Here is a 14124-nt window from a genome sequence, read left to right as displayed (position 1 = left end):
TAGGGCTCGATGAACTCCCACTCCACATCCGTCAATTGCACTCGCGTCACGCAAAACGATCTACCGGATCGGACCCCGAAACGAGGGCGGATCCCGCAGATTGATCACAACCAAATACACGCCCTAGGTTCTCAACAGACAGTCGCAGCGCCGACACGTATTGTCCCCCAGGCAGCACGAATGAACTCGTGCGGGTGGGGACTTATCCGCTCCGGCCGGAGCCGTACGACCGCGGAAGCCCGTCGGGCCGCATCACATGGTCGTCAAAAGAGTAGCGGGCCTCCGTCAGCGGCCGTGGTTTCGGCTCTCCAGAACAACTCGTTAGGACCGCGGAACAGACAAGTGTCGCGACAACTATCTTCGAAGACGCACCAAGGCGCACGGTCGGACACCATCCAAGCAGCCATGGCTCGTACATCCGATTCGCCCCGCCCATAGCGAGTTGCGATGGAGGGGACGCGGCTTCACTGCTGTGGGTGCCGCCTTGAACGGCGTTCTAGATGGTGGGGCCAGGTCGCCCTGATTGCCTATTGTCGGAAGCCCTCGCCTGCCGCGGAGGTGTGGTACCTGGAATGACGTCGATGTTCAGGTGCTTCTTGATCAGGTGTTTGAGCTCTGCGCCGTTGATCAGCGTGACTCTGTTGCGCTGGGCGAACTGTTCGCTGGCCCGACCAAACCACGAAGTGGTGACCAGGACGCCCGTGGTCGCGTTGTGATCGGCCATGACGCCCGTAAGCGCGTGAACGGCGTCGAGACCAACGAGCCCTGACCAACGCTTCGCCTGGATGAGGCAGACGCCCCCGAAGAAGAGGTTGTCGCTCGTCGCCACGGCGTCGACTCCGCCGTCCTTGGACGGGATGGTCGTCCATGCCTCGGCCCCCATCGCCACGAACAGTTCTCTCACGAGGTGCTCGAACTCGGTAGGCGAGAGCTTGAGTAGGTTACGGCGCGAGTCGAGCCCCGACACGACGTCCATGTCCTCGGAGAACCGGAACCTCTTGAGGTCGAAGGTGATGAACGGCTCGATGGCTTCGAGATCGTACGGGTTCGGCGACACGAGGGCGTTGAGGCGCTTCAGACAAGCCACGGGATTGACGTCGGCGAGAACGAGGTCTTCAAACTCGGCTCGCTCGGCCTCCACACTTAGCAGGTGAGGACGTACCTTCTTGCCCGTCGCCTGATCGATGGTGTTGAGACGGCCATTGAACACGATCGCCTCCACGAGTTCGCGGGGCGTTGATGTGAAGATCTCGTGCATCGCGCGGAGCGCGACGCAGGCGAGGAGCTTGGTGTATCGCTGCTTCACTTCCGTCTGCGGCCGAGGAACCGGATCGATGGCATCTCGGCTCTTGACGTACTTGTACGCACGTACCTCCGGCACGACGCCTTGCGGCGGTAGCTCGAATTCGACGACCAAGTCTCGGTTCTCAGGGCGGTAGGCCATCTGGAAGAGCTTGGGGAAGCCCGCCGGATACTTCGATCGTTCCAACACCTTCGACGCGAACCATTCCAACGCCTCGGGCCGGCCTGCATCGAAGTCCATACGTATCTGATTGAGCAGGGCGTTGGCTTCTGCGATCTTCTTCTGCTCCTCGGCCACTTGGCGGTCGTAGGCGCTCCGAGCGGCATTCAGTTCACTCAGCCGCCGCTGTACACGCTGCTGATAACTGTCAGTCGCCCTGTCATAACGTGCGCGAGCCTCGGCTACAGCCCGCTCGTAGTGGTCCTTGCCCTTGAAGATTTTGCTCCAGCCGGATGGGGGTGCGGGCTGGTACGCGGCCCAATCAGGGGCAGGATCGGGCACTGTCAGGCGGGGCTCTGGCTCGAATGGCCGTATGGAGCTGGCCACTCGCATCTGGTCGAAGGAGAGCGGAACCACTCGAAGCGCCACGAGCAAGACGCGATCCAGCTCTTCGATGCGCTGAGCGACCTCGGCCGTCTTCTGCTCGGCCGTGGATTGCTGGCGCTCCAGATGTTGGCGCTGGCGTTCGCGTTCCTGCTCTTTGGCAACCCTCGTAGCTTCGCGAGCCTGTCGTTCGGCCTCGCGGCGAAGAGCTGCCTGACGTCGTTCCCACTCGCTGCGACTACCCGCCACCTTGATCAGCCCTCCGCTCTGCACCGGGACAACCGGACACGGGCCAACGCATGGTGGTCGGCTCGCGGTCCACTGTGACGCCTAGATCAGATTAGATCGGCTATTCGCGTTCGTCATGGGGTCTGATCAGGTAGCAGGCGTTCCCAGCGTGCGCGCTCCTCGTAGAGGTGCTCGGAGGCTTCATGGGCCGCTGTGGGCCTCAGGCAGGCCCCACCTCGTCCAGCCAAAGCCGACGCTTAAAGCCACCTCGCTTGGCTCGCTTGTGACGTGCGGCCTCCTTGACCTCCGCGTCGGAGTATCCAAGCGCTGCAGTCAGGGCCATCAGAACCTCGTAGATGTCGGCCAGCTCGTCCAGACGATCATCGAGTTCGGCACGGCGCAGCTCGTCAGCCTCCTCAGCGAGCTTGGCCGTCAAGGCGGGAACCAGCTCGGACTCGCCCAGCACACGCACCGTGGCGGACCTACCGCCGGCCTCGATGATCTCCGGGATCCGATCACGGATCAGCTTGCCGTAGACGATCCTCTGTTCCTCGCCCAAAACTGTCGCCCCCATCGCCGATACTGCTCGCATGGACTACCGCCGCGGTGTGGTCACCGGTGAAAGCGTATGGCGAGCCATCGTGTTGTACGGGGCGAACTCGGCCACCTACAAATTCGCCTTCGGCGCGACCCTGCTGGAGGTCGCTGCCACCGGTCGTAACCATGTCACGCTCGAAGAGCTGGCACCGCGGTACGCGGAACTTCTGTGTGAGGCCCTTCAACGCCAGCCCCGGCAGGGAACCTCGGCTCGTAGTAAGTTCCTGGACGCCTGCCGCGCCTTCAACGCTGGCGAGCTCGACCGCGACACGTTGCACCGGCGAACCGTCCAGCTTGGCTTCAGCAACGTCATCGACGCGTTCCCCAAGTTGGGCGGTGACCAGGCGCCAGTGCGCTTCTATGAGGACGAGCGCAAGAACTCCGCCGCGCCTGGCCTCGTGCTGCGCGACGAATTGCTCGGACTCGCTGGTTCGGTGCAGGCCCAGGACCTGGATGCGGAAACCGCTGCCCGCTGGCGACTGGTGGAGACAGCGTGGGCCACCGGCATATCCGATGGCGTCCTGGGTTCCACGCTCGTTTACGACCGTGACGAGCAGGCCTTGGTGCTCCAGTCCGACCGGCGACGACGAAGCGTGACAGGGGTCGTCGGCGCCCTCAACGGATATCAGGATGGCCGCTGCGCCTACTGCGAAGAGCTCATGACGCAGAACGTAGGCACCGGGCCCATCGTCGAGCACGTCCTGCCCTGGAAGCTGGGCACCCGCCTGTGGCGTGGCCCCGACGTCGATGCGATCTGGAACCTCGTCCTGGCCTGCTTGTCCTGCAACAACGCCAAACGAGACCGCGCTCCGCACGAGACCTGGATGCCATGGCTCGAACAGCGCAACAACGACCTCATCGAATCCCGTCACCCGCTGCGTGAAGTGCTCATGACCCAGACCGGTGCCACCGCGGCTGAGCGACGTGACTTCCTCAAACTCGCCTACCGAAGGGCGACAGAGCTCCTCCCGGTGGTGTGGACTCCACCTGCAGTCGGCCGCATGGCATGATTCCGGGCTGCTGAGCACGCCATAGTCCGCCCATCAGGGCTCGGAATCCTGGGCGGCCGCCGACAACCGGTACTTGTACCCGATGGGTGACAATTGAGCTTGATCTAGCGACCAGGGGTGAAAGATCGAGGCTTTACCCTCGCTCGCAGTGATCTCACCCTGACTGTCGCGGCTCACGACGATGTTGCTCAGCACGAACAAGGCCACGTGCGGGTACTTCTCAGCGTGCTCGACTTCGTTCGGCGTAAGGAGAATCTCCTGCGGGTCGCCGGTTGTCCCCTTCACCTCGACATGCCAAGAGACGCCGTCGATCTCGACCACATAGTCGAAGCTCTCGGTGCGAGAGGTGTCCGTGACTTTGCCGAGCTTGCTGTAGTGGAGGAGAGCCTCGTTCATGGCGTGCGTCTCGACCGCTACCTTTACCCGCTGGTCGGTGGCGAAGCCTTGGCCTTTGCGGGAGGACCGCGGGCGACCGGCGGCGGAGGCGACCTGGCGTTCGGCCTCCTCAACGCCGCTCCGAGTGAGAACCGTAGGAGGCCGCTCTCCGATGAGGGCGTCCACGGCTTCCTTCACCTCAGGAAGCACATCGAGCACCGCGCTCGGGAACTTGGCGAGGTATGTCTGCCAGGTCCGTAGGGAATCCTGGTACTGAATCCACGGGAAGTAGAGCCGTTGCCCGGGAAACTCTGCCTGCAAGGCGTCTCGGACGGCGAACAGGGCTAATCGGCGTTGCCGGAGTACCGCCAAGGGCAACGTTTCTGCCAGAGGGCGATAGTCCGCGAGCGCAACGACGAGGCCGGGGAGCCATTCGGGCTTGGCGCCGGCCTGTCTCGCGTAGGAGCCACGTGCGACCCACCAGATCGGCTCGTTGTACCGCTCGCCTGTCGCGCGGCTGACGCCGACTATCTGCTCTGCGGCGCTGTCGTAGTGAACGACGAGGTTGTTGGCCTGAACGGTACTGACCAGTGCGTAGCCTGGGGTGCTCACGCCGCCCCGTGCGGCGATGGGTGCCTTCACGTCGCTGCCGATGTCGTCTCGTCGCGTGATTTCCATGAACAAGTTCTCATCGGACCGCTGTGACCACCAGTACGCGACCATGGCTCTCATCCTGCCTCAGCTGGATCTTGGACTCCAGAGGTCCATCTGGGGCTCATGGCTCGGCCCTGCCGCAGCCCTGCCTTCCGTGCGACCATGTGTGCTGCCCCGCCTGGCGGCTGCCTCTGATGCTGGAGGAGTCCCAACCGTTTCCCTGAGCTGGAGAAGCGCGGGCAAGATCATCCCGCGTATATCCCGTGATCAAGGTCCTGCGGCTGCATACGGGTGCTCTCGGTGACCTATCCAAGGTCTGGAAAGCAAAAAACCTACGGCAGTGAAACCGCAGGTCAGAGGCCGAAATGCCTGGTGGAGAAGAGTGCCCCCGGCAGGATTCGAACCTGCGGCACCCGCTTTAGGAGTGTTGATTCTGCGGAAAACCCTCATGATGGCCACCTGCGTAATCTCGCGTAATCAGCAGGTAGGGCGCAGAATCGCGACGCGTAATCATGCTCAAATGTGCGCCGAGATGCATCCCCTCTGCTGTCATCGGCTGCTGTCACCCTGCGCCGGCTTCGACGGCCACAGAGCGCCACCGACCTTCCTCGCCGCCTCCGACTCCTGCCGCGCCGTCACGTGCTGATAGCGCTCCTGCGTGAACGACACCGAGGAGTGCCCGTGGTTGTCCGAGACCACCCGCGGATCCACTCCCTCCTCCAGCTGGAGCGTGACCGAGAAGTGCCGCGCGTCATGCGGACGGTAGTGCGGCAGTCCGAGCTCGGCCAGCAGCGCCTGCCACTCCCGCCAGTCCTCGCTGGGGTTGATCGGCAGCCCGTTCGGCTGCGTGAACACCAGCGCGTCCTTCCGGATCGGCTTCTGGCAGCGCGGGCACACCACCTCCCGCGGCCGCGGCCGACGATCGCACCCATCCGGGTTCGCCGGCGAGCGCAGCTCGTGGCCCCAGCCGACCCAGCCGGGCTGCTCGCGTTCGGCGGCCTGGGCCATCTGGTGCAGCAGCAACCGCTCGGCGAGCGGCCGGGGGATGACCGCCGTCCGTTTCGACTTCTTCGACTTCGGCTCCGTCATCACCAGGCCGCCGCCCCACTTGTCCGGGCACACCTTCGCGTGCCGGTCACAGTCCGGCGGGCAGAACCTCTTGATGCACCGGCCCTGATGCGCGCCGGCGCACCCGGGCAGGCACACCTTCATCCGGCACTCGTGCGGCCGGCCGCCCTGCTTGCGGGTGCCCTTGGTGCAGTCAGGCGGGCAGGCCCGGATGTGGTGGCGCTCGGTACATGCCGCCACGTCCTCGCAACCGTGCTGCCATGGCAGTCGGACGAGCTCCCACGCGATGCGGATGGTCGCCGCGTCCAGGTCCGTCAGGTCGATTAACGGCCAGGTCAGGCCCAGCGTCTCGCCGCGGCGCGGGCCGACGGCGAGCGCGGTCTGCCAGCGCACGCCGTTGCGGCGCCGCTCCAGCGCCTCCAGCAGGACCGCCGCCTCGTCGCGCTCAGGCGGCAGCGGCTCCTCGGCTTCCTGGCTGGGCGGGTCGACGAAGTCACACACGTTCCGGCCGATCAGCTTGCGCCGCACGGCGTGCTTCAGCGCCTGCGACAGCAGTCGGAAGCAGGCGAGGATCTGCGCGGGGGAGTAGCCGTCGGCCTTCATGTCGGTCAGGAACCGCTCGACGTCCTCCTCGGCCAGGTCCTTCAACCTGGGCCGGCCGAGCCGGGGCACGAGGTGGTTGAGGACCTTCGGCTTGTAGGACTGGTGCCAGGTGGTCGCGCGGACCTTCGGCCGGATCACGTGGTACAGCCAGTGGACCAGGTGCTCCCCGACAGTGTCGCCTTTGCCGGTCGGCGGGGTGAAGCCGGCGCGGTGCGACTCCATGAAGACGTCGCGCTTGCCCATCGCCTGGTCGGGGTTCTCGCCATAGAAATAGCGGCGATCCATTTTCCCGTCGGCCTTGTAACCGAGGAAGACGACGGCGACCCAGCGGCCGTCTTTGCGCTGGTGGAGTGAGCCTTCACCTTTCTGACGGCGATTCTGTTTTGCCATGAGTGCCTTTCCATTGGGCGAGGAGGGCGAGGTATTTTTGCTCGGCCGTGCGGTAGCCCTGCTGCCAGCCCAGGTCGTAGGAGATGCCGACGGGCTGGTCTCGTCTGTTGATGCAGCCCGCCAGGGTGGCGGTGGCGGCGACGGCGAGAGCGGTCATGAACCACAGTCCGGCCACGTAGTCCGGGCCGTTCAGATGCATATGGATAAGGAGAGCCCCTGCAACGTTCCAACAGATCGTGCTCAGGACCACCGTTGTCATGATGCGTCGCATGTGTGCTCGCGAACCTTTCGTTGGTACTTCCCCCATGCCCCTAAAGCCACAGCGTTGCATCGTGAGAATTGCACGATTAGTTATGTAGAGCTTCGATGCGGAAGCGTTATGAATGGTGCACAATGTGCGCCGGTCATCATGAATTGAGGCTAATGCCCGTTATCGTGCGACACGCGTTCCTTGATGTCCAATGTCGTGCGTATCTGCTCCATTTGCCCACGCAGATGAGCGAGCTGTGACCGGATGAGCTGACGCTCCAACTCCGCCTTCTGATCCGCGTCCAGCCGCGGCTCGGAGCGGATCTCCTCCAGACCTTGAAGCAGCAGCTGCATCACCGCCTCGGAGGTGGACTCACGCTCGACCTCGCGCAGCAACGGCTCCTCCGCCGCCCGTCGCTCGATCTCCGCCCGCAACATCCGCGCCGCGTCCGGCCGGCCCACCTCCTCGAGGTCCTCCGGGGTGATGCCGACGACCATCGCCATCAGCGTGATGCGGTCGGCGCCGCCGGAGTACTCGCCCTTTTCGATCTTCTGCCACGTGGCCGTGCTGAAGCTGGTGTTGCCCAGCTTGGCGGCGCGTGCTGCGGCGGCGCGGTGCGACAGGCGAGGGATCATCGCCTCCCGCCTCTCGCGGATCAGCTCGGCCTCTGGGGGTGCCCCACGCGGCCCCATATCTCACCCTCTCAGAGTGACGCAGAAATCTGCACCTTCTCGCGTAAACGTAACAGCGGGTCGGCGCGTCGCCACCCCTCCTTGCCGGTAACAGCAGCCTGCCGGAGCAAGTCGGTAGCCATCTTGATTAAAAAATCCGCCTCACCTACTTGCCTTACGCAGAATTACGCATAGGCTCTGCTCATGAGCAGCGAGAGCAACGCCTCGCCTCAGCTTGAGCCTGAGTTCCTCAAGCTCCCCGAGGCCGCAACGATCATGAACGTCAGCCTGAGAACCGTCTACCAGCTGATCAACAGCGGAGAGCTGGACTCCTACCGCATCCGCGGAAACCGCCGCATCAAGCGCGCGCACCTCGACGAGTACCTCGAACGTGCCCGCAAGGACACCCGCCCCACCCTCGGCGAACGCCACCACCAGGCCGTGAGCCGCCCGCGCCGCAACCGCACCAAGTCGTCTGCCTGACCAGGCAGCCCGAGATCGCCCCACCACCTGCTGAAAAAGCAGCGAGGCCCAGCCTCGCCCGCTGGACCTCGCCAACCGACCCGCAACCACAGAAGAAAGGGACGCAGAGTCTCATGACCAACGGTACCCGTTCCAAGGCCGGAAACCGGCCCGCGAACGACCTCCTGACCTCCGTCGAGGTCGCCGACCGCTTCAGGGTCGACTTCAAGACGGTCAACCGGTGGGCCGACGCTGGCAAGGTGCCCTGCTTCCGCACTCCCGGCGGACAACGGCGCTTCCACCGGGGCGACATCGACGCCCTTGCCGCCGGCCACACCGACCGCACGCTGGCCACGCTGGCGCACCTGGTTGCCGTGCGCACCGGACTCGATGGCGCGGTCCTGCACCACGCCCTGTACGCCGTGCTCCTGGCGAGCGAGCTGCAGCTGGCCCCGGCCGAGGCCGACGACCGCGCCGCCGACCCCGCGTGGAGCGACGCCGAGCGCGCCGTCAACGACCGGGCCCGCGCGCTGATCGAGCAGGCCCGCCAGGCCACCAGGGCGGCCGAGTTCGCCCAGGGCGACGAGGACGAGACCGCCGACCAGCACCGCGCCAGGACCGGCCACTCACCAAACTTCGGATGCTGCGTGACCGACGCCGAACGCGACGCCGCGACGCAGCGCTGGGAGACCGAGCTGACGCAGGACGGTGCCCGATGACCGCACCCACCCGGCGCCACCGCCAGCAGATCGCCCTGGCCGCCGCCGCCAACCTCTTCACGTACCCCGTGCCCGACACGTTCTCCATGCGCGTCACGAACGAGTTCGTGATCGAGATCCTGCCCGCCGGCCTGGGCTCCCTCGACCTGATCCGCATCAACCTCCACCAGTGGGCCGCTCAGCTCGACGACGCCCAGTGGACCCTCAAGCCCCACAGCGAGGAGCAGCGCATGCTCGCCGTCGAGGGAACCTGGCTCGGCCAGAAGGTGAAGGTCTGGAAGCTCATCCCCCTCGACGGGCCGGACCTGGCCGAGCTGTCCGCCCGCCCCGAGCTCAACACGGTGGCAGGTGCGCGATGACGGAACTGCACCTGGACCCGGGCGGGCCGCGGAGCGGCGACGACACCCGCGCGATGGCGGCCGGTCTGGCCGAGTGCGTGCGCGTGCTCAACCACCACACGATGGACGCCGCCGCCCTGCCCTACCCGAGCACCGTCTACGACGTCCTCGGCTCCCTGCGCGCGGCCGCGGCCGGCCTCGACCAGTTGCTTCGGCAGCTCGACGCCCGGCTGGTCGCTCAGGAAGCCACCGGCTGTCTCGCGGCCACCCGCGGCGACGCTCACAACGCCATGACCCGGGCGCGGCACGGCATCGTGGCTGCCCGGGGAGCCGCTGCCCAGCTCACCGATCACCTGGACTACGCCTTCCAGGCCGCCTCTGCCCTCTACCTACGCGAGGACGGTGGCCAGTGAACAACAACAAACATCAGGCGCCCGCGTCACCTGGCCATACGGTCATCGAGTACGGCATCCGCTATACCGAGATCGGCCGCGTCCCGGGCGACCACCAGCTCAAGCGCCGCACCAAGTACAAGCCGTGCAGCCGCCACACCGCCGCGATGGCCCTGCAGCAGGTTCGCGCCATGCAAGAGAGCTCGCCGCTGTGTCCCGAGGTGGACGCAGTCGTCGTCACTCGCACCCTCACCTACAGCTCGTGGACTGAACAGGCCGACGCCGGCCAGGGCGCAGGGCCGGACGAGACCGGCACGGAGGCGAGCCGATGACCGCCACACAGATGTCCGGCCTGCCGCTTGTCACTCCCACCGCCCGCCTGATCGCCCCGGCCGGCCTGCCGCGGGAGGAGTTCCTCGCGAATCGGCTGGCCGGGATCGGCGGCAGCGACATCGCCGCGGTGCTCGGCATGGACCGGCACACCTCGCCGATCAAGCTGTACCTGGAGAAGCGCGGCGAACTGCCCGACCTGCCCCGGCCCGCGTGGCTGGAGGAGGCCGCCGACATCGGCAGCGACCTGGAGGAGTTCATCGCCTCCCGCTTCGCGCGGATGACCGGCACCTGGGTCGAGCCGATTGGCACGCTCCAGCACGTCGACCGCGCCTGGATGCTCGTCAACCTCGACCGGCGGGTGGAGGGCTGCGACGACGGGCCGTGCTTCGTGGAGTGCAAGAACCGCTCGGAGTACCAGTTCGAGGACTGGAAGGACGGCGTCCCGGACGAGCCCGCGCTCCAGGTCCACTGGGGGATCGGGGTGTCCGGCTACAACCACGGCCACCTCGCCGCGCTGATCGGCGGCAACAAGTTCCGCCACGTCCGCATCGACCGCGACGAGCAGCTGATCGGCCACCTCGTCGAGGCTGGCGAGCGGTTCATGCAGCGCATCCTCAACGGTGATCCGCCGCCGATCGACGGTTCGGACGCCACCACGGAGCTGCTGGCGCACCTGTTCGACGTGCAGCCGGACGCGATCCGCGAGGTCGACCCCGGCCACGTCGCGCCGCTGCTGGCCGAGCGCGACCGGCTCAAGGCCGAGGTGAAGGAACGCGGGCAGCGCCTGGCCGAGATCGACAACCAGCTGACAGCCGAACTCGGCGACGCCGAGATCGGCCAGGCCGGCAACCAGATCCTCTATACCGCCAAGAAGAACGGCGTCTTCGCCTTCAAGCGGTTCGAGGAGCAATACCCGGAGATCGCCGCCCGGCTCCGCAAGACCGTCTCGGTGCTCGACGTCGAGGCCGTCAAGGAGCAGCACCCCGACGAGTACCGCGCGCACCGCGCCCGTGTCATCCGCCCCGCCAAGCCCAGAAAGAAGGCCGCATGACCACCAACAACGGCAACCTGGCCGCCCGCGTCGCCCAGCGGGCCGGCGGCCAGGAGGTCGCACCTCAGCAGGAGACCGGGCCCGCACCGGTGGCCGAGGTGGTGGACCTGGCCCAGCGCGACACGTGGCTGCGCTGGCTGAACGAGCGGCGCACGTACTTCGCCGACGCGCTGCCCCGTCACATCGACGAGTCCCAGTTCATTCAGGCCGCGCTCACCGCGATGTACAAGACGGAGAAGCTGCAGGAGTGCACGCCGGAGTCGCTGATGATGGCGCTGATGCAGTGCGCCAGGTTCGGCCTGGACCCCGACGGCGTGCACGCGGCCGTCGTCCCGTACGGCAAGACCGCGACGTTCGTGCCCATGTACATGGGCTACATCGAGCTGATGTACCGCTCGGGGATGGTCGAGTCGGTCGTCTTCGACCACATCCACGACACCGACAAGTGGCGCTACAACCAGGCGCAGCGCCCGCCGGACGACTTCGAGCACGAGGTCGACCTGATCAACCGCCACGACGGCAACAAGATCCTGGCCTACGCCTTCTGCTGGATGAAGACCGGCGGACGCTCCCAGATCATGTTCCTCAACCGGCGCGAGGCCGAGGAGATCCGCGACACCCGCTCCAAGGCCTACCAGCTCGCCGAGCGCAACCGGCGCCAGAACCCCGGCGAGTTCGCGAAGAACCCGCACTGGGGCAAGTACAACTCCACCTGGCACACCGACTTCGACGCCATGTGGCTCAAGTCCCCGGTCCGGCGCCTGAACAAGCGCGTCCCGACGTCGCCGGAGATCCGTGAGCTGCTGAAGATCGACGACCAGCTCGACGTCATGGAGCGCTTGGCCGTCCCCCTCGCGAGCGTGCCCGGGGGCCGACGCCCCGAGATCGAGCCCCCCTCGCGTACCGCCGACGAACAGGAGGCCATCGCACCGCCGCCCGGCGAGGACGAGGCTGGCTGGCCGCCGGTCCGCCAGCCGGGCGGCGCGGCCGAGAGCGAGGCGTCGTGATGTGGATCGTGCGCCTCGTCGAGCAGCGCATCCCGTACGGGCCGTTCGACGACGAGGACCTGGCGGGCGAGTTCGCCGCCTACCTGACCGCCGAGGTCGACCCGGCCGAGGTCGAGCCGCTCCGCTCGCCGGTCGGCGAGCTCCTGAGCTGGCGCAAGCACGTCAAGGAGGAGGGCCTGTGACCGAGCGAGGCCGCTACAGCAGCCAGCGGAGGCCCCAGCCGGCGCGCATGACCCAGATCCGCATCATCGGGCCCGCCGACGCCGTCGAGCAGGTCCGCCAGGTGCTGGAGGCCGCCGCCGAGACGATGCCGGGCTGGCACATCGACCGGATTTCGCGCCAGCTGGCCGCCGAGAGGCCCGAGCACGTGCGCCGCTACGTAGACCTGGAGGTCCACGATGCCTGAGCCGTATCAGCTGCCGCCCGGCACGCCGGAGCTGATGACCCCCGCCGAGGTGGCGCAGCTGTTCCGCGTCGACCCCAAGACCGTCACCCGGTGGGCGACGGCCGGCCGGATCGGCTCGGTGCGCACGCCCGGCGGCCACCGCCGCTACCGCCGCGATGACATGCAGGCCGTGCTCGCCACCCAGACCAGCCCTCGCACGGAGGGGAACGGGTGATGGCCGCGACGATCACCACCGGCTCCATCCCGGCCGTCCTGCGGCAGGCTGCTGACCTGATCGCCGGCCTGCCCCACGCTCGGGTGGTCCGCTCCGAGGTGCACCGCGCCCTGCGGCATGCGTCTCCGCAGTCCGACATTGCGCAGGCGGCGCTCGTGGCGCTGGTGCGGCATCTGCGTGCACTGCACGAGGTGGAGTGGCTCACTCGCGCCTCGCAGCCTCGCAGCCGTGACCAGGTGTCGGTCGAGCTTCGCGTGGCGGCCGACGCGTTCGAGGCTGCCGAGGCGGAGCGGGAGCGTGCCCGATGACCGGCCCTGAGCAGGCGTTTAATTCTGTCACGGTGCGCCCGGCCGAGGCCGACCCGCTGGAGACGGCCGTGGAGATCACGATCCGAATCAGCAGCACCGGACTGGCGCGGACCAGCGATCAGCACCTGGCCGCGCTGTGGCACGCGATCCAGGCCGCCCCTGCCGACTTCGAGCACTCCGCGACGGGGCACGTCGCGGAGCACATCGGCCGGGAGATCATCCGCCGGTGGCTGCGCGCTGTCGACCCTGAGCTGTGGCGCCAGCAGGGCGACCACTACTCCCACAAGCAGCTGTGCCGCTTCGCCAAGTGGAACGGCCAGGAGTGGGTCCTGCGAGACGAGGCCTTCCAGGCCGAGGTCGATCGCCGCAACGAGACAGCAGACAGCGGGACCACCCCGTAGTCCCGTCCACGGGCGGCTCTCGGGGGGCCGCCCGTGGCACCAACCAGTTCTAGCACCGGCATCACTCCCCGAAGGGAGCACCCGATGATCCACCCTATTCCTGGTCAGGCCCTGCCCGAACCGCTGGCCGAACTCCAGAGCGCATACCCCGGCTGGTCGATCTGGACGAGCAGCGGCGACGGCGGATTCGCCCCGCGCTGCTACGCCACCCGCCTCGGCGAGCTGACCGACCACCAGCTCAACCACGGGCTGGCCAAGACCGTCCAGGCCGTAACCCCCGACAAGCTGGGCGGCCTCCTGGCCGTGCAGGCCGAACGCGCCCAGCACCTGGCCGCACGGGGGTGCACCGCATGAACCTGCCCGCGGATGCCTTCCCGGTCGGTGTCTACGCCGCCGAGCGGCATATGACCCCGGACGCGATCAAGGTCGAGGCGTCGGAGGCCGCGCTGATCCTGTGGGTGGCCGGCCTCATGGTCGGCGTGCCCCGCGACGCCGATGACACCCGGCTGCAGGCCACGCTCCACCTGGCCTGGCACCTGAGCCAGTCGGCCGAGCGGTTCGGCGCGATGGTGCGGGCCGAACTCGAGGAGCGGGCCCGCGCTCGCACCGCCGAGTCGATGGCAGCGGCGATGCGCGCAGCCTCGCACGACCATCCCGATCCGGCCTGCCCGGCTGCGGCTGAGGAGCCGATCCACCCGGTCAGCGCATCCCCAGCCGGTGAGAGGGCCACCGCCGGTGACCAGTGAGGCGGCAGCGGGCCTGCCGTACCGGCAGATCCCACTGACCATCCCGATACCGGCC

The 14124-nt window shown here is 67.1% G+C and carries 21 protein-coding genes; 15 read left to right on the top strand and 6 right to left on the bottom strand.

Annotation, left to right across the window (positions count from 1 at the left end; translation table 11 throughout):
- Positions 1-496: 496 nt before the first annotated feature.
- Positions 497-2119 (bottom strand): restriction endonuclease, encoded by a 1623-nt coding sequence (locus ACBJ32_RS56500; protein WP_375133879.1) that lies wholly within the window; start codon positions 2117-2119, stop codon positions 497-499.
- A gap of 175 nt (positions 2120-2294) precedes the next feature.
- A complete protein-coding gene (locus ACBJ32_RS56495; RefSeq protein ID WP_375133878.1) occupies positions 2295-2648 on the bottom strand; it encodes a nucleoside triphosphate pyrophosphohydrolase in 354 nt (117 codons plus the stop codon).
- A gap of 16 nt (positions 2649-2664) precedes the next feature.
- Here ACBJ32_RS56495 and ACBJ32_RS56490 point away from each other — a divergent pair, with 16 nt between their 5' ends.
- The gene (locus ACBJ32_RS56490) at positions 2665-3681 is read left to right on the top strand and encodes an HNH endonuclease (protein WP_375133877.1); all 1017 of its coding nucleotides are present in this window, start codon (positions 2665-2667) and stop codon (positions 3679-3681) included.
- A gap of 33 nt (positions 3682-3714) precedes the next feature.
- Here the strand turns inward: ACBJ32_RS56490 and ACBJ32_RS56485 are convergent, their stop codons facing one another.
- From ACBJ32_RS56485 to ACBJ32_RS56470, 4 genes are all read right to left on the bottom strand, one after another.
- The gene (locus tag ACBJ32_RS56485; protein ID WP_375133876.1) at positions 3715-4779 is read right to left on the bottom strand and encodes a protein NO VEIN domain-containing protein; all 1065 of its coding nucleotides are present in this window, start codon (positions 4777-4779) and stop codon (positions 3715-3717) included.
- A 480-nt stretch (positions 4780-5259) separates the two neighbouring features.
- The gene (locus tag ACBJ32_RS56480) at positions 5260-6666 is read right to left on the bottom strand and encodes a tyrosine-type recombinase/integrase (RefSeq protein ID WP_375133875.1); all 1407 of its coding nucleotides are present in this window, start codon (positions 6664-6666) and stop codon (positions 5260-5262) included.
- A gap of 73 nt (positions 6667-6739) precedes the next feature.
- Positions 6740-7042 carry a hypothetical protein gene (locus ACBJ32_RS56475; RefSeq protein WP_375133874.1) on the bottom strand — a complete coding sequence of 101 codons (303 nt, stop codon included), beginning with the start codon at positions 7040-7042 and terminating at the stop codon, positions 6740-6742.
- A 149-nt stretch (positions 7043-7191) separates the two neighbouring features.
- A complete protein-coding gene (locus tag ACBJ32_RS56470) occupies positions 7192-7656 on the bottom strand; it encodes a hypothetical protein (RefSeq protein WP_375133873.1) in 465 nt (154 codons plus the stop codon).
- Between the two features lie 240 nt (positions 7657-7896).
- Here ACBJ32_RS56470 and ACBJ32_RS56465 point away from each other — a divergent pair, with 240 nt between their 5' ends.
- The 14 genes from ACBJ32_RS56465 (at position 7897) to ACBJ32_RS56400 (ending at position 14069) form a co-directional block, all read left to right on the top strand.
- The gene (locus tag ACBJ32_RS56465) at positions 7897-8175 is read left to right on the top strand and encodes a helix-turn-helix domain-containing protein (protein ID WP_375133872.1); all 279 of its coding nucleotides are present in this window, start codon (positions 7897-7899) and stop codon (positions 8173-8175) included.
- Between the two features lie 113 nt (positions 8176-8288).
- The gene (locus ACBJ32_RS56460; protein WP_375133871.1) at positions 8289-8873 is read left to right on the top strand and encodes a helix-turn-helix domain-containing protein; all 585 of its coding nucleotides are present in this window, start codon (positions 8289-8291) and stop codon (positions 8871-8873) included.
- Complete coding sequence (locus ACBJ32_RS56455; RefSeq protein ID WP_375133870.1) at positions 8870-9232, top strand: hypothetical protein; 363 nt, start codon at positions 8870-8872, stop codon at positions 9230-9232. Before ACBJ32_RS56460 ends, ACBJ32_RS56455 begins: the two co-directional genes overlap by 4 nt.
- Positions 9229-9624, top strand: coding sequence for a hypothetical protein (locus ACBJ32_RS56450; RefSeq protein WP_375133869.1), 396 nt, complete (start codon positions 9229-9231; stop codon positions 9622-9624). Before ACBJ32_RS56455 ends, ACBJ32_RS56450 begins: the two co-directional genes overlap by 4 nt.
- Complete coding sequence (locus ACBJ32_RS56445) at positions 9621-9935, top strand: hypothetical protein (RefSeq protein WP_375133868.1); 315 nt, start codon at positions 9621-9623, stop codon at positions 9933-9935. Before ACBJ32_RS56450 ends, ACBJ32_RS56445 begins: the two co-directional genes overlap by 4 nt.
- Complete coding sequence (locus ACBJ32_RS56440) at positions 9932-10987, top strand: YqaJ viral recombinase family protein (protein ID WP_375133867.1); 1056 nt, start codon at positions 9932-9934, stop codon at positions 10985-10987. Before ACBJ32_RS56445 ends, ACBJ32_RS56440 begins: the two co-directional genes overlap by 4 nt.
- Positions 10984-11994, top strand: coding sequence for a recombinase RecT (locus tag ACBJ32_RS56435; RefSeq protein ID WP_375133866.1), 1011 nt, complete (start codon positions 10984-10986; stop codon positions 11992-11994). Before ACBJ32_RS56440 ends, ACBJ32_RS56435 begins: the two co-directional genes overlap by 4 nt.
- Positions 11994-12176 (top strand): hypothetical protein, encoded by a 183-nt coding sequence (locus ACBJ32_RS56430; protein WP_375133865.1) that lies wholly within the window; start codon positions 11994-11996, stop codon positions 12174-12176. Before ACBJ32_RS56435 ends, ACBJ32_RS56430 begins: the two co-directional genes overlap by 1 nt.
- A complete protein-coding gene (locus ACBJ32_RS56425; protein ID WP_375133864.1) occupies positions 12173-12400 on the top strand; it encodes a hypothetical protein in 228 nt (75 codons plus the stop codon). Before ACBJ32_RS56430 ends, ACBJ32_RS56425 begins: the two co-directional genes overlap by 4 nt.
- Positions 12401-12410: 10 nt before the next feature.
- Positions 12411-12614 carry a BldC family transcriptional regulator gene (locus ACBJ32_RS56420; protein WP_375133881.1) on the top strand — a complete coding sequence of 68 codons (204 nt, stop codon included), beginning with the start codon at positions 12411-12413 and terminating at the stop codon, positions 12612-12614.
- Positions 12614-12922: a hypothetical protein gene (locus ACBJ32_RS56415; RefSeq protein ID WP_375133863.1), complete on the top strand. Its 309-nt coding sequence runs from the start codon at positions 12614-12616 to the stop codon at positions 12920-12922. The genes ACBJ32_RS56420 and ACBJ32_RS56415 overlap by 1 nt, the downstream gene beginning before the upstream one ends.
- Entirely contained in the window at positions 12919-13323 is a 405-nt protein-coding gene (locus ACBJ32_RS56410; RefSeq protein ID WP_375133862.1) for a hypothetical protein, read from the top strand. Before ACBJ32_RS56415 ends, ACBJ32_RS56410 begins: the two co-directional genes overlap by 4 nt.
- Before the next feature lie 84 nt (positions 13324-13407).
- The gene (locus ACBJ32_RS56405) at positions 13408-13677 is read left to right on the top strand and encodes a hypothetical protein (protein ID WP_375133861.1); all 270 of its coding nucleotides are present in this window, start codon (positions 13408-13410) and stop codon (positions 13675-13677) included.
- Positions 13674-14069, top strand: coding sequence for a hypothetical protein (locus tag ACBJ32_RS56400; RefSeq protein ID WP_375133860.1), 396 nt, complete (start codon positions 13674-13676; stop codon positions 14067-14069). Before ACBJ32_RS56405 ends, ACBJ32_RS56400 begins: the two co-directional genes overlap by 4 nt.
- Positions 14070-14124: the final 55 nt, after the last annotated feature.

Source organism: Nonomuraea sp. GTA35 (assembly GCF_041950525.1).
GTDB lineage: Bacteria > Actinomycetota > Actinomycetes > Streptosporangiales > Streptosporangiaceae > Nonomuraea.
Note: the sequence above shows the minus strand (reverse complement) of the source record. Positions and strands in the feature narration are given on the sequence as shown.

What these genes read in the sequence shown, in the direction of transcription:
- ACBJ32_RS56495 (WP_375133878.1), bottom strand. Translation starts at nt 2,648, where the DNA reads ATGGGGGCGACAGTTTTGGGCGAGGAACAGAGGATCGTCTACGGCAAG.
- ACBJ32_RS56490 (WP_375133877.1), top strand. Translation starts at nt 2,665, where the DNA reads ATGGACTACCGCCGCGGTGTGGTCACCGGTGAAAGCGTATGGCGAGCC.
- ACBJ32_RS56485 (WP_375133876.1), bottom strand. Translation starts at nt 4,779, where the DNA reads ATGGTCGCGTACTGGTGGTCACAGCGGTCCGATGAGAACTTGTTCATG.
- ACBJ32_RS56480 (WP_375133875.1), bottom strand. Translation starts at nt 6,666, where the DNA reads ATGGATCGCCGCTATTTCTATGGCGAGAACCCCGACCAGGCGATGGGC.
- ACBJ32_RS56475 (WP_375133874.1), bottom strand. Translation starts at nt 7,042, where the DNA reads ATGCGACGCATCATGACAACGGTGGTCCTGAGCACGATCTGTTGGAAC.
- ACBJ32_RS56470 (WP_375133873.1), bottom strand. Translation starts at nt 7,656, where the DNA reads ATGATCCCTCGCCTGTCGCACCGCGCCGCCGCAGCACGCGCCGCCAAG.
- ACBJ32_RS56465 (WP_375133872.1), top strand. Translation starts at nt 7,897, where the DNA reads ATGAGCAGCGAGAGCAACGCCTCGCCTCAGCTTGAGCCTGAGTTCCTC.
- ACBJ32_RS56460 (WP_375133871.1), top strand. Translation starts at nt 8,289, where the DNA reads ATGACCAACGGTACCCGTTCCAAGGCCGGAAACCGGCCCGCGAACGAC.
- ACBJ32_RS56455 (WP_375133870.1), top strand. Translation starts at nt 8,870, where the DNA reads ATGACCGCACCCACCCGGCGCCACCGCCAGCAGATCGCCCTGGCCGCC.
- ACBJ32_RS56450 (WP_375133869.1), top strand. Translation starts at nt 9,229, where the DNA reads ATGACGGAACTGCACCTGGACCCGGGCGGGCCGCGGAGCGGCGACGAC.
- ACBJ32_RS56440 (WP_375133867.1), top strand. Translation starts at nt 9,932, where the DNA reads ATGACCGCCACACAGATGTCCGGCCTGCCGCTTGTCACTCCCACCGCC.
- ACBJ32_RS56435 (WP_375133866.1), top strand. Translation starts at nt 10,984, where the DNA reads ATGACCACCAACAACGGCAACCTGGCCGCCCGCGTCGCCCAGCGGGCC.
- ACBJ32_RS56430 (WP_375133865.1), top strand. Translation starts at nt 11,994, where the DNA reads ATGTGGATCGTGCGCCTCGTCGAGCAGCGCATCCCGTACGGGCCGTTC.
- ACBJ32_RS56415 (WP_375133863.1), top strand. Translation starts at nt 12,614, where the DNA reads ATGGCCGCGACGATCACCACCGGCTCCATCCCGGCCGTCCTGCGGCAG.
- ACBJ32_RS56410 (WP_375133862.1), top strand. Translation starts at nt 12,919, where the DNA reads ATGACCGGCCCTGAGCAGGCGTTTAATTCTGTCACGGTGCGCCCGGCC.
- ACBJ32_RS56405 (WP_375133861.1), top strand. Translation starts at nt 13,408, where the DNA reads ATGATCCACCCTATTCCTGGTCAGGCCCTGCCCGAACCGCTGGCCGAA.
- ACBJ32_RS56400 (WP_375133860.1), top strand. Translation starts at nt 13,674, where the DNA reads ATGAACCTGCCCGCGGATGCCTTCCCGGTCGGTGTCTACGCCGCCGAG.